The organism is Bradyrhizobium sp. 215_C5_N1_1, assembly GCF_052075935.1.
GTDB lineage: Bacteria > Pseudomonadota > Alphaproteobacteria > Rhizobiales > Xanthobacteraceae > Bradyrhizobium > Bradyrhizobium barranii.
In genome coordinates this window covers 6,345,744-6,358,163 of sequence record NZ_CP197228.1, presented here as the reverse complement: position 1 = coordinate 6,358,163, position 12,420 = coordinate 6,345,744, and the positions used below count along the sequence as shown (strand labels likewise).

Below are 12,420 nucleotides of genomic sequence, written 5' to 3'. Positions count from 1 at the left end.
GACTCTGGATTGCTTCGCTGCGCTCGCAATGACGAGCTTGTTGAGCCGGGCCGTGTCATACTCTCGGTGTCATACCCTGCGAAAGCGGGGTATCCAGTACGCTGCGGCTTCTCGGTTCTAGCCGCGCTGTCTCTGGAATACTGGATCGCCCGATCAAGTCGGGCGATGACAGAGTGCCCGCTCTAAAAATTCACCCGGTTCGAGATCGCGCCGTCCACGACGAGATTGGAGCCCGTGGTGAACCCCGACACCGGGCTTGCCAGAAACACCGCCGCGCTTGCGATCTCCTGCGGCGTTGCCATGCGGCCCGTCGGGTTGCGCTTCATCGCGTCGTTGTAGCGCTCCGGCATGTTCTGCTCGATCATGTTCCAGACGCCGCCCTTGAAATAGACCGTGCCGGGCGACACCACGTTGACGCGGATCTTCTTCTTTGCGTATTGCCGCGCCAATCCCTTGGCCATGTGGATCAGCGCCGCCTTGATCGGGCCGTAGGAGCTGGCGAGATCGGCCTGCGCCGCCGAGATCGAGGAGATGATGACGAAGGCGGCATCGCCGCTTTTCTCGCCGCTGGCCTCGAGGAACGGCCGCGCGGCGTCGAACGCATGCACGGCGCCGAGCACGTCGAGCCGGAAGTTCTGTTCCCAGGACGCCGCATCGTGGCCCTGCGCCATCGCGCCGGCATTGGCGAACAGCAGGTCGACGCCGCCGAGCTCCTTTGCAGCAGTCTCGATCCAGGATTTCAGCGCCGCGCCGTCGGTGACGTCGACCGGTCCGCCGCTGGCACGGATTCCGCTTGCCTTGAGTTCAGTGACGGTCGCCGCAACCTGATCGGCGTTGCGCGCGCACACCGCGACGTTGGCGCCTTCGCCGGCCAGTGTCGCCGCAATCGCCCGCCCGATGCCGCGCGTGCCGCCGAGGACGATGGCGTTTTTTGCTTTGAGACCGAGATCCATTGTTTGGTTTTCCTTTTTGTTGGTGCAAAGAGTGTAGCCGTTTCAGGAGACATGCTGAACTCTCCAATTCGTCCTTGCGAGCGTAGCGAAGCAATCCAGGAATGCATCCGCAGAGACAGTCTGGATTGCTTCGTCGCAAGGGCTCCTCGCAATGACGACGCGGAGAGGCGGTCCTCTCACTCCGGTGCCGCCCCCACCGGCGGGCCGCCGGGCGGGCGGTGCAGGAAGGTCAGCGAGACGTAGGCGCCGGCCCACGAGCCGATCGCCGCGAAAGCGACATAGAACGGGTTTTCGGTGTAGCTGATCACGGCGTAGGAGGAGAGCAGGTACCAGACCGCGCTCCAGTTCGCCGCCGGCACGCGCTTGCGCGCGATCACGGCCGAGGTGAACATGACATAGACTGCGTCGGTGGCCGCCGTTGCGATGAACACGGCGCCTGCGGTGAGGGGATCTACGGCGGCCATTGCATTCCTTTCTGCGATCATGACATGGTCGCGAAAACTACAGCATGATCCGGAAAATGCGCAGCGGATTTACGAAAAGATCATGCTCAAATCTGAAAGGGAGAGAAGCGGTCATGCAAAGCCCCGCCGATATTCTTAGGGATCTCTGGACCTCCATCGGCGGCGACAAGGCCGCGCTCGAGCGCGTGCGGCTGACCGGCGAGGAGCCGCAAATTCCGTCCTCGTTTCGCGTCGCCGTCGCCGGACAGACGACGATCGCAGCCGCCGGTCTTGCCGCCGCCGAAATCCGGAGACTGCGCAGCGGTGAGACGCAGGACGTCTCCGTCGACATGCGCCACGCCGTCGCCGAATGCCGTTCGGAGCGCTATTTGCGCCTCGACGATAAGCCGCCGCCGCCAGCCTGGGACGCCATCGCCGGTGTCTACAAGACCGGCGACAACCGCTTCGTCCGCTGCCACACCAATTTCCCGCATCATCGCGACGCCGTCTGCAACGTGCTCGGCTGCGAGCCCGAGCGCGACAAGGTTCAGGCCGCGTTGATGCAATGGAAGGGCGAGGATTTTGAAACTGCGGCCTATGCCGCGGGCGGCGTCGTCGCCCTGATGCGTTCCTACGACGAATGGTCCGCGCTGCCGCAGGCGCGCGCGCTCGCCGAACTGCCGTTGGTCTCGATCGAGAAGATCGGCGAGGCCCCACCCAAGCCATGGCCGCAGGGATTGTCGAACGGCGATCGTCCGCTTTCCGGCCTGCGCGTGCTCGATCTCTCGCGCGTCATCGCGGGCCCCGTTGCCGGCCGCACGCTCGCCGCGCACGGCGCGGATGTGCTGCTCGTCTCGGGGCCGGAGCTGCCGGCCATTCCCTGGCTCACCATCGACACCGGCCGCGGCAAGCTCACCACGTTGGTCGAGTTGAAGAGCGAGGCGGGCAGGGCGCAGTTGCGCGAGCTGTTGAAGGGCGCCGACATCTTCTCGCAAGGCTATCGTCCGCGCGCGCTTGCAGCCCTCGGGTTCGCGCCGGAGGATGCAGCGAACATCAATCCCGGCATCGTCTATGTCACGCTGTCGGCCTATGGCCATGCCGGCCCCTGGGCGGAGCGGCGCGGTTTTGATTCACTGGTGCAGACCACGACGGGCTTCAACCACGCCGAGGGGCAGGCCGCGGGCATCGACGGTCCGAAGGAATTGCCGGCGCAGATGCTCGACCATGCCACCGGCTATCTGATGGCGTTCGGCGCGATGATGGCCAAGGCACGCCAGGCCCGCGAGGGCGGGAGCTGGCACGTGCGCGTGTCGCTGGCGCAGACCGGACGCTGGCTGTGGAATCTCGGCCGGCTCGATGGCGGCCTGGACACCCCGGATCTTACGGGCGAGGCCGTACATGCTGCATTCATCGAGTCCATGCCATCTGGCTTCGGCACGTTGAAGGCGGTGCGCCATTCCGCGCTGCTGTCGACCACGCCGGCGCGATGGAGCCGCCCGGCGATGCCGCTCGGCAGTCATCCGCCACAATGGCCGGCGCGAAACTGACGTGAAGCTGACGCGATGCAATATTTTAACGCAAACGGAAAGGTGGCTGGCGTTTTTTAGGTTGTTTGAAATCCCAATTCAGCACTATTAGCGCGACCGATAAGGCAGGCGTCTGCCGAGATCGTCGCAGACTTGACCGGGCCCCATGGTAGTTGAAAATACCAAGCGATTGCAGGTGTTTACAAAACAACGGGTGATCACATCCGTAGTTTTACTGGCACTCGCCTGCGCCGGTGCCTATGGCTTCCTGCGTGCGGGGGCCAAGGAAAAGAGCCACTCCGAGGTCTCCAGCCAGTCGCGCAGGAATGCGCAGAATTTCACGCCGACGCCGTCCGAGTGGGCGACGCTGACGATCGAGCCGGTCAAGGCCAAGACCTTCCGGGCCGAATATGTCACCGAGGGCAAGGTCGCGGTCGACGAGGATCGCTCGACGCCGGTGTTCTCGCCCTATGCGGGCCGGGTGACCAAGCTGCTCGCCAAGCCGGGCGAGATGCTGAAGCAAGGTCAACCGCTGTTCACGATCGAGGCCGCCGACACCGTGCAGGCCCAGAACGATTTCATCGCGGCGATGACCTCGCAGAACAAGGCGAAGTCTGCGATCGATCTTGCCGACATCCAGTTCAGGCGCGCCAAGGACCTCTATGAGGGCCGCGCCATTCCGCTGAAGGACTATCAGCAGGCCGAAACGACCCAGGTCCAGGCGCAGAACGACGTGCGCTCCTCGGGGACGGCGCTGGAAGCCGCGCGCAACAAGCTGCGCATCCTCGGCTTCACCGACGAGACCATCAAGGCATTCCAGGACAAGGGCGTCATCGATCGGGAGATCACGATCTACTCGCCGATCTCCGGCACCGTCGTGCAGCGAAAGATCGGCCCGGGCCAATACGTCAATTCCGGCGCTAGCGATCCGGTGTTCGTGATCGGCGACCTCTCGACGGTCTGGCTCACCGCCTTCGTGCGCGAGAGCGATGCGGCCGCGGTGTGCATCGGGCAGGACATCAGCGTCAACGTGATGGCGCTGCCGGGCCACCCCCTGACCGCCAAGATCAACTACGTCGCCGCCGCCATCGATCCCACCACCCGCCGCCTGCTGGTTCGCGCGACCATCGACAACAAGGACGGCCTGCTCAAGCCGGAAATGTTCGCCAACGTCACGATCTATTCGGCCGGCGACCGTGCCGCGCCGGCGGTGCCGAAGCAGGCGCTGATCTATGAGGCCGACAAGGTCCGCATCTGGGTCGCGCGCGAGGACAAGTCGGTCGAGCTTCGCCAGATCAAGACCGGCCTCATCAATGGCAATTTCGTCGAGATCACCAGCAATCTGAAGCCAGGCGAGCAGGTCGTCACCAAGGGCAGCCTGTTCATCGACCGCGCGGCGTCCGGTAGCTGATCGACGACCCAAGAAAATTGAAGACCTGAATGGATCGTCTCGTCGCCCTTGCCGTCAACCGGCGCTTCCTGATGGTCGGGATGTTCTTCGCCGTGCTGATCGGCGGCCTGATCGCGTTCAACCAGCTCAACATCGAGGCCTATCCCGATCCGACGCCGCCGATGGTCGACATCGTGACGCAGAGCCCGGGCCTGTCGGCGGAAGAGATCGAGCGCTACATCACGATTCCAATCGAGACCCAGGTCGCGGGTCTGAAGAACCTCACGACGATCCGCACCATCTCGCTCTACGGCCTCTCCGACATCAAACTGCAGTTCTCCTTCGCCTACACCTATGACGAGGCGCAGCAGCAGGTCTTGAACCGGCTGGCGCAGCTCGCGCCGCTGCCGGGCAATGTGCAGCCGCAGATCTCGCCGCTCAGCCCGATCGGCGAAATCTTCCGTTACCGCCTCGTCGGCCCGCCGAACTACAGCGTGCTCGACCTCAAGACCATCCAGGACTGGATCCTCCAGCGCCGCTTCCGCGCCGTACCCGGGGTCATCGACGTCACCGGCTGGGGCGGCAAGAGCAAGACCTACGAGCTCCAGGTCGACTTCAACAAGCTCGTCGCCAACGGCCTGACGCTGCCGCAATTGCTCCAGGCGGTCAGCAATTCCAACGTCAATGTCGGCGGCAACACCGTCAATATCGGCCAGCAATCGGCCGTGGTACGCGGCGTCGGCCTGATCCGTTCGATCGACGACCTCGCCAACACCATGGTCTCGCAGACCAACGGCAATCCGGTGTTGGTCAAGGACGTCGCCACCGTCACTGTCGGCCAAAAACCCCGTCTCGGCATTGCCGGCATCGACGATTCCGACGACATCGTGCAGGGCATCGTCCTGATGCGCCGCGGTGAGCAAAGCTCGCCAACCATCAAGCGCGTCCACCAGCTCGTTCAAACCATCAACAACTCCAGCATCCTGCCGCCCGGCGTGCGCATCGAGCGCATCTACGATCGCGGGGACCTGATCGAACTCACCACCCACACCGTGTTGCACAACATGGTGGTCGGCATCCTGCTCATCGTACTGTTGCAGTGGATGTTCCTCGGCGATCTCCGCAGCGCGCTGATCGTCGGCGCCACCATTCCGTTCGCGCTGTTCTTCGCCGTGATCATCCTGGTGCTACGCGGGGAATCCGCGAATCTGCTGTCGGTCGGCGCGATCGATTTCGGCCTCATCGTCGACGCCACCGTCATCATGGTGGAAGCGATCTTCCGCCGCCTGACGCAGACCACGCCGGTGTCGGAATCCGAGCAGATGTCGCCCGAGACGCTGTTCGGCATGAAGAGCCACGCCATCCTCAGCGCCGCCGCCGACGTGTCGCGCTCGATCTTCTTTGCCGCCGCCATCATCATCGCGGCGTTCCTGCCGTTGTTCACGCTGTCCGGCGTCGAGGGCAACATCTTCGGGCCGATGGCGCGCACCTATGCCTATGCGCTCGCCGGCGGGCTGCTCGCGACCTTCACGGTTACCCCGGCGCTGTCCGCGATCATTCTGCCTGCGCATCTCGAGGAGACCGAGACGAGGGTCATGCGGATCCTGCACCGGATCTACATGCCGGTGCTGAATTGGGCCGTCGCCAACCGCGGCATCATGCTCGGCGGCGCGGTCGGTCTCGTGCTGATGACGGTGGCGCTCAGCCGCCTGCTCGGCCTCGAATTCCTGCCCAAGCTGGAAGAGGGCAATCTCTGGATCCGCGCCACGCTGCCGCCGACCATCTCGCTCCAGGAAGGCAACACCTACGTCAACGAGATGCGCAAGCTGATCCGTGCCCGGCCCGAGGTGGAATCCGTGGTGTCGCAGCATGGCCGCCCCGATGACGGCACCGACGCGGCCGGCTTCTTCAACGCCGAGTTCTTCGCCCCCCTCAAGCCCGCGAGCCAATGGCCGGGGACGCACGACAAGGAAGAGTTGACCGCGCAGCTATTGAAGCAGCTCGACGATCGCTTCCCAGGCGTCGAATTCAACTTCTCGCAATATCTCCAGGACAACGTCTCCGAAGCCGTCTCGGGCGTGAAAGGCGAGAACTCCATCAAGCTGTTCGGCAGCGATCTCCAGGCGCTCACCGACACCGCCAACAAGATCAAGTCGGTGCTGGCGACCGTGCAAGGCGTCACCGACCTCGCGGTGTTCACCTCGCTCGGGCAGCCGACCATTCAGATTGACATCGACCGTGCCAAGGCCGCGCGCTATGGGCTCGCGCCGGGCGACATCAACGCCACCATCAAGGTCGCGATCGGCGGCGATACCGCGGGCGATCTCTACGAGCCGGGCTCCGATCGTCACTTCCCGATCATCGTCCGCCTCGCGCCGGAATATCGCAGGAGCGCCGAGGCGATCCAGAATTTGCGCATCGGCGCGCCTGGCCCCAACGGCACCGTCACGCAGATTCCCCTGAGCGAGGTCGCCACCATCAGCCTCGTCTCCGGTGCCGCCTACATCTATCGCGAGCAGCAGGAACGCTATCTGCCGATCAAGTTCTCGGTGCGCGAGCGCGACCTCGGCAGCGCGATCCGCGAGGCGCAACAGAAGGTCGCCGAGCAGGTGCAGCTGCCGCCCGGCGCGCACATGGACTGGGTCGGCGAGTTCGGCAATCTCCAGGACGCCATCCGCCGGCTGTCGATCGTGGTGCCGATCTCGCTGGCGCTGATCGGCGTGCTGCTCTGGTTCAATTTCGGCTCGATGACCGACACGCTGCTCGCCATGAGCGTGATTCCGATGGCGATCTTCGGCGGCGTGCTCGGTCTCTTGATCACCGGCACCGCCTTCAGCGTCTCCGCCGCGATCGGATTCATCGCGCTGTTCGGCATTGCGGTCATGGACGGCATCATCATCCTGTCGCAGTTCAACCAGCTCATCGAAGAAGGCATGGACCGCGTGAGCGCGGTGATACGCACCGGCGAGTTGCAGCTCCGGCCGGTGCTGATGACCTGCGTCGTTGCCGGCGTCGGCCTGCTGCCGGCGGCGCTGTCGGAAGGCATCGGCTCGCAAGTGCAGAAGCCGCTCGCCGTCGTCGTCGTCACCGGCATGATGCTCGCGCCGGTCGTGATCCTCGTGACCTTGCCGGTCCTGATCTCCTTCTTCTCCCGCCGCGCGCGCTGATCGCGCGCCGTCGCCGCGCCTCAGAATCCGTAGAGACGCGCGGGATTGTCGACCAGGATCTTCTTGCGCACCTCCGCATCCGGCGCCCACACCGGAAGCTGGTTGAGGAGCCGGCCGTCTTCGATCTGATAGAAGGGCGCGATGTCGGTGGGCTTGCGTCCCTCGACGGGGCTGGAATCCGGATGCGGCCAGTCGGTGCCCCAGACGATGCGGTCCGGGTTCGCCGCGATCAGCGCCCGGGCATAGGGCACCATGTCCTGATAGTCGGGCGCGAGGTTCGACGAGCGATAGGCTCCCGAGATCTTCACATAGGCCTTACCGGATTTGACGAGCGCGATCAGGTCGGAGAATCCCGGCTGCTCCAGTCCGAGCGACGCCTCGAGGCCGCCGAAATGGTCGAACACAGCCGGCACAGGCGAAGCCAGCACGAGCTCCTTGATCGCCGAGATCATCGGCAGCGTGGTGTAGAGCTGCACGTGCCAGCCGCGTGCCTTCATGCGCTCGACGGCGGCGGTGAAGCGCGCGCGGCCGACATTCGGATCGCTGACGCCGCCGGTGGCGAGATTGATGCGACTGCCGCGAAAACCGTCCGCCTGCATCGCGTCGAGCTGGGCTTCCGTGGTCTTGTCGTCGATCACGGCCACTCCGCGTGCGGTCGCGCCGCGCGCCTTCATGCCGAACAAGGTGGAGGAATTGTCGGTGCCATAGACGCTCGGCGTCACGATCACGACGCGCTCGATATGCAGCGCCTTGTGCAGCGCCGCCATTTCCTCGGGGCTTGCCGGTTCCGGCGTATAGACGCGCCCCGCGAAGAACGGAAACTTTTCGACGTCACCATGGATGTGCGTGTGGCAATCGCAGGCAAGGGCCGGAACGTCGAAATCGACCGGCGTCGCGGGCTGCGCCGCACGGGCGTGAGCTTTGTTGGTCATGGCTACTCCGGCGGCAAGGGAGGCAAGCAGGACGCTGCGTCGGTTGAGTATGGTTCTCTCCCTGCTTCGTTATTTTTGAGGTGGGACCGGAACAATATCACATCAGCCGGGTAGCCGCTCCGCTTCACTGCATAGCTGCTCGACAAGATCCGCAAGCCGGCGTGAGCCGTCGATGCGCACGACCGGGCAGGGCAGGCCCGCGAGCCAGGCTTCATCTTTTGTGAGACTGCGGCCCTCGCGATCGCCGGCTTCGTAGCGCGAGGCCCATTCGACGAACGACTCCGTCTCCTCGTGACGCCAGCCGCCCTGTGCGACGGCATCAGCTCCGAAATGCGTAGCCTCGCGGCCACGCAGGCGCTGCAAGCGAAGCTCGCGCGGTGTCGTCACAAAGACGACAAGATCGAAGAACGGGACGAGTTCGTCGCCCCAGCCGGTGACGGTTCCGCTCAGCACCCAGTCGAGACGCGGCAGAAACATCTCGCGCATCAGGCGCAGGCGCTCCGCGGCAGGGCGCGTCGTCTGGTGGGGCGGCACGGTCGGCAGCCAGAAATAATCGTCGCTGTCGTGATGCGGCAGCGCAAGCCGGCCGGCGAGCGCGCGACCGAGCGTCGTCACGCCGGAGCCCGAAGCTCCCATCAGATGGATGCGGCGGCTCTTCATCGGCATCAGGCCAGACGATTTGAAACTACTGCCCCGACGGCGTGCGCAGGCCGTGCCAGGCGTCGCGGACCTGCTGGTAATGCACCTCGGGCAGATAGTCCGGCGTGTTGAGGCTGAGCGTCTTGACGTCGAGATGGCCGACGGCGCTGAGCAGCGTGTAGGAGGCGATGACGCGGTCGCGCAGTGCGCCGATCAGGCGGGCCTTGGCCTGGATCAAATCGGCCTGCGAGTTCAGCACGTCCACCGTCGTGCGCTGCCCGCCGGCGGCCTCGCGCTGCACGCCCTGGAGCGCGACGGTCGCCGCCTTCACCTCTGATTCGGAAGCGGAGACCGTGATCTTGGCGCCCTCATTGGCGACCCAGGCGCTGGTCGCCGCCGTGCGCGCCTGGTTGCGGACCTGGTCGAGCACGAGCCGGCTCTGCGCCGTGATCTCCTTGGCCTGTCGGGTCTGTGCGGCGGCCTGGCCGCCGTCGTAGATCGGCGCGGTGACGTTGGCGACGATCGAGGCCTGGTCTTCGGCGATGGTGCTCAGCGTCGGGTCGTTGCTGCGGCTCTTGCTGGCACTGCCCTGGAGACTGGCGCTCGGCAGCAGCGCGCCCTCGGCGACGCGGATGTTGGTCGAGGCGACATCGACGTCGAAGCCCGCCGCCATCACCGCTGGATGCTGGCGGATCGCCGTCGTCAGCGCATCCTCGCGGCTCTTCGGCAGATAGCGGTCGACGACTTCGGCGGGCCGAAGCTGCGATGGCGCATTGCCGATCACCTGCGCGTAGACCGCCTGGCTCACCGCCAGCGCGACTTCCGCGGCGTTGAGGTCGGCGAGCCCCCGGCTGAGCCGCGCCTCGGCCTGGGCGCTGTCGGTCGGCGTGACGTCGCCGGCGTTGAGGCGGCGTTGGGTGACGGCGAGCGTCTCGCGCAGGAACGCGACGTTGGAGCGTTGCGCCTCGACCAGTGACTGGTTGGCCAGCACGTTGGTGTAGGCGGTGACCGCGTCGAGCAGCACGCCTTGGCCGACATTGCGCAGCGCCTCGCGGCCGGACTGCACCTGAAGTTCCGCAGCGCGGACGCTGTTGGCGGTGCGGAACCCGTTGAACAGGGTCTGCGTCACGGTGACGCCGATGATCCACGGCTTCAGATTGGCGGTCTGGATCGTGTTGTCGGGCAGCAGATTGCGCACCGATTGCAGGCCGGCGCTGAGGCTTGCCACGATCTGCGGCCGGTAGCCGGCGAGGGCCTGCGGCACGTTTTCATCCGTGGCGCGTTGCCGCGCGCGCTCGGCATTGAGCTGCGGGTTGGTCTGGTAGGCCTTGGCGAGCGCCTCCGGCAGGGCTTCCGCCCATGCGGCGGAGGGCAGGGCGCAACAGAGCGCCAGCGTGGTCCATGTCGCAAGCACAGGACCCACGCCCGATCGATGCCGCGTCATCACGCGACCAACTCTGGCGGCACGCCCAATCATGTAATCCTGCTAAACCCCGGCTGTCCGCCCCCGCCGACGGTGGCCTCTTAACTGTTTAACCAGCCGGGGTCCCGCAGGCAAACTGCCGCGGGGAAAACCCCCATCTATTCCGTGCTTGTTGCAGGTGCGTCACAGGGTTTCTGCACCAGAGCGGCGAAGCCTTACACCAGCCTGACCGCTCGCGGGCATTACCGGTTCTTGTTGACAGGCTTGCGCTTCTCGATGAACGCCGCCATGCCCTCGGAGCGGTCCTCCAGCGCGAAGGTCGCGTGAAACAGGTTGCGCTCGACGCTCATGCCTTCGGCGAGCGTGGTCTCGAAGGCGCGGTTGACCGCTTCCTTGGCCATGGCGACGGCGGGCCGCGACATCGATGCGATCTTTTCGGCGGCTTCCATGACCTCGTCCATGAGCTTGTCGGCGGGCACGATGCGGCTGACGAGGCCTGAGCGCTCTGCTTCCGCCGCATCCATCATGCGGCCGGTGAGGCAGAGGTCCATCGCCTTCGACTTGCCGATCGCGCGGGTCAGGCGCTGGGTGCCGCCGATGCCGGGAATGGTGCCGAGCGTGATTTCGGGCTGCCCGAACCTGGCGGTGTCGGCGGCGATGATGAAGTCGCACATCATGGCGAGCTCGCAGCCGCCGCCGAGCGCATAGCCCGCAACCGCGGCGATGGTCGGCTTGCGGCAGCGCGCGACGCGATCGCCGCCGATCGCGGCGAAATCCTCGGAGAACATGTCGATGAAGCCTTTCGGCTGCATCTCCTTGATGTCGGCGCCGGCGGCAAAGGCCTTCTCGCTGCCGGTCACGACGATGCAGCCGATGGCGTCATCGGCCTCGAGATCGTCGACGGCCGCGGCGATCTCGCGGAAGACGCCGAAGGAGAGCGCATTGAGCATCTTCGGCCGGTTCAGCTTGATGATGCCGACCGCGCCTTTGCTCTCGACGATGATGTGTTCGAACGTGCTCATGCTCCACCCACGCGTTTGATTGGGCGGGCAATGTGCCCGCTGGCGCGGTGGGCTTCAAGGGCCGAAAAGCTGTCGGAACGAGGCCGTCCGGAACGCGCGGCGAGACGCGCGTTCCGGACGAGGTCCCTCACCCCAAAATCAGGCCAAAAACCAGGCCAAGCATCAAGCGAAGAACATGCGTGCGGCAGACGCCAGCGTCAGCAGCGTGCCGACGCCGATGAAGATCTTGCCGATCAGCGAGCTCTGGTCCCAGGCCGAGCTGTGGCTGCTCGCCATCACCGGCGCCGGCCGCGCGTCGGTTGCGGCGATCACCGCCTTCTGTGCCGGCGGGTCCTGTTGGAGGGCGCGGTCGATGTCGTTGAGCTGATCGGGCGCCACCACCTGAGCCTCGTCATTCGGCGCGGTGGTATTATCGGCTGCAGCCTGAACGTTGTCGTTGGCGCGGCCGGTCAACGCGGAGGCCGCGGCAGCCGTCGGCGTATCGGCTGCGGCGATCTGCGCGTTGGCGTTGGCGACTGCCGGCGGCATCTGGCTCAAGGCCGGCACGTCGTTTTCGGCCTTCGCCGCGCCGTCCTTCTTGTCGGCCTTGTCGTCGGATTTCTGCGCCGTCTTGCCGCTGTCGCGGTGGCGCGATGCATGGCGCCGCTGCTTGCTCGGCTTGACTGCGTCGGCCTGGTTGCCCGCGCTGTCCGATTGGCTGCTTGCGGCTGAACTCGGTGCCGCCTGTGCAGCGGCTCCGACCAGCACGAAAAGGCCGGCAAGAAGAATCAGTGCGGCGCGCCCGCTGGCTTTCATCATGTTGACGATCTCCCCAATTCCGCCTGTCCCGGGACCGAACAGAGCCCCTGGGGCGTGACCACAGCGGGGCAAAAAATGGGAATCTTCGGGCTATCCCGGGCAAAAGCGGGGCAAACCGCCGCCTCGC

Annotated in this window: 10 protein-coding genes; 3 read left to right on the top strand and 7 right to left on the bottom strand. The window is 65.4% G+C overall.

What is annotated here, in order from left to right; all coding sequences use genetic code 11:
- Positions 1-182 precede the first annotated feature (182 nt).
- Positions 183-953, bottom strand: coding sequence for an SDR family NAD(P)-dependent oxidoreductase (locus tag AB7G19_RS30635; protein ID WP_085403872.1), 771 nt, complete (start codon positions 951-953; stop codon positions 183-185).
- 176 nt (positions 954-1,129) lie between these two features.
- Positions 1,130-1,417 (bottom strand): hypothetical protein, encoded by a 288-nt coding sequence (locus AB7G19_RS30630; protein WP_085403970.1) that lies wholly within the window; start codon positions 1,415-1,417, stop codon positions 1,130-1,132.
- Positions 1,418-1,530: 113 nt separating this feature from the next.
- On the opposite strand from AB7G19_RS30630, the gene AB7G19_RS30625 reads away from it, so the two are divergent.
- The 3 genes from AB7G19_RS30625 to AB7G19_RS30615 all read left to right on the top strand — a co-directional run bounded on the left by AB7G19_RS30625 (position 1,531) and on the right by AB7G19_RS30615 (position 7,479).
- Positions 1,531-2,943 carry a CoA transferase gene (locus tag AB7G19_RS30625; protein WP_085403871.1) on the top strand — a complete coding sequence of 471 codons (1,413 nt, stop codon included), beginning with the start codon at positions 1,531-1,533 and terminating at the stop codon, positions 2,941-2,943.
- Positions 2,944-3,088: 145 nt separating this feature from the next.
- Positions 3,089-4,333, top strand: a complete 1,245-nt coding sequence (locus AB7G19_RS30620) for an efflux RND transporter periplasmic adaptor subunit (RefSeq protein WP_085403870.1) — start codon at positions 3,089-3,091, stop codon at positions 4,331-4,333.
- Positions 4,334-4,362: 29 nt separating this feature from the next.
- The gene (locus AB7G19_RS30615) at positions 4,363-7,479 is read left to right on the top strand and encodes an efflux RND transporter permease subunit (RefSeq protein ID WP_063984613.1); all 3,117 of its coding nucleotides are present in this window, start codon (positions 4,363-4,365) and stop codon (positions 7,477-7,479) included.
- Positions 7,480-7,499: 20 nt separating this feature from the next.
- Here the strand turns inward: AB7G19_RS30615 and AB7G19_RS30610 are convergent, their stop codons facing one another.
- The 5 genes from AB7G19_RS30610 to AB7G19_RS30590 all read right to left on the bottom strand — a co-directional run bounded on the left by AB7G19_RS30610 (position 7,500) and on the right by AB7G19_RS30590 (position 12,293).
- The gene (locus AB7G19_RS30610; RefSeq protein ID WP_085403869.1) at positions 7,500-8,462 is read right to left on the bottom strand and encodes an amidohydrolase family protein; all 963 of its coding nucleotides are present in this window, start codon (positions 8,460-8,462) and stop codon (positions 7,500-7,502) included.
- 51 nt (positions 8,463-8,513) lie between these two features.
- Entirely contained in the window at positions 8,514-9,071 is a 558-nt protein-coding gene (locus AB7G19_RS30605) for a hypothetical protein (RefSeq protein WP_085403969.1), read from the bottom strand.
- Between the two features lie 25 nt (positions 9,072-9,096).
- Positions 9,097-10,527 carry a TolC family outer membrane protein gene (locus AB7G19_RS30600; RefSeq protein WP_094184354.1) on the bottom strand — a complete coding sequence of 477 codons (1,431 nt, stop codon included), beginning with the start codon at positions 10,525-10,527 and terminating at the stop codon, positions 9,097-9,099.
- A 188-nt stretch (positions 10,528-10,715) separates the two neighbouring features.
- A complete protein-coding gene (locus AB7G19_RS30595; RefSeq protein ID WP_085403867.1) occupies positions 10,716-11,495 on the bottom strand; it encodes an enoyl-CoA hydratase in 780 nt (259 codons plus the stop codon).
- Positions 11,496-11,657: 162 nt separating this feature from the next.
- Entirely contained in the window at positions 11,658-12,293 is a 636-nt protein-coding gene (locus AB7G19_RS30590; protein ID WP_085403866.1) for a hypothetical protein, read from the bottom strand.
- Between the last annotated feature and the right edge of the window lie 127 nt (positions 12,294-12,420).

Excerpts from the sequence above, each read along its gene's own strand:
- AB7G19_RS30625 (WP_085403871.1), top strand. The coding sequence starts at position 1,531 with ATGCAAAGCCCCGCCGATATTCTTAGGGATCTCTGGACCTCCATCGGC.
- AB7G19_RS30630 (WP_085403970.1), bottom strand. The coding sequence starts at position 1,417 with ATGGCCGCCGTAGATCCCCTCACCGCAGGCGCCGTGTTCATCGCAACG.
- AB7G19_RS30605 (WP_085403969.1), bottom strand. The coding sequence starts at position 9,071 with ATGAAGAGCCGCCGCATCCATCTGATGGGAGCTTCGGGCTCCGGCGTG.
- AB7G19_RS30615 (WP_063984613.1), top strand. The coding sequence starts at position 4,363 with ATGGATCGTCTCGTCGCCCTTGCCGTCAACCGGCGCTTCCTGATGGTC.
- AB7G19_RS30600 (WP_094184354.1), bottom strand. The coding sequence starts at position 10,527 with ATGATTGGGCGTGCCGCCAGAGTTGGTCGCGTGATGACGCGGCATCGA.
- AB7G19_RS30590 (WP_085403866.1), bottom strand. The coding sequence starts at position 12,293 with ATGATGAAAGCCAGCGGGCGCGCCGCACTGATTCTTCTTGCCGGCCTT.
- AB7G19_RS30635 (WP_085403872.1), bottom strand. The coding sequence starts at position 953 with ATGGATCTCGGTCTCAAAGCAAAAAACGCCATCGTCCTCGGCGGCACG.
- AB7G19_RS30595 (WP_085403867.1), bottom strand. The coding sequence starts at position 11,495 with ATGAGCACGTTCGAACACATCATCGTCGAGAGCAAAGGCGCGGTCGGC.
- AB7G19_RS30620 (WP_085403870.1), top strand. The coding sequence starts at position 3,089 with ATGGTAGTTGAAAATACCAAGCGATTGCAGGTGTTTACAAAACAACGG.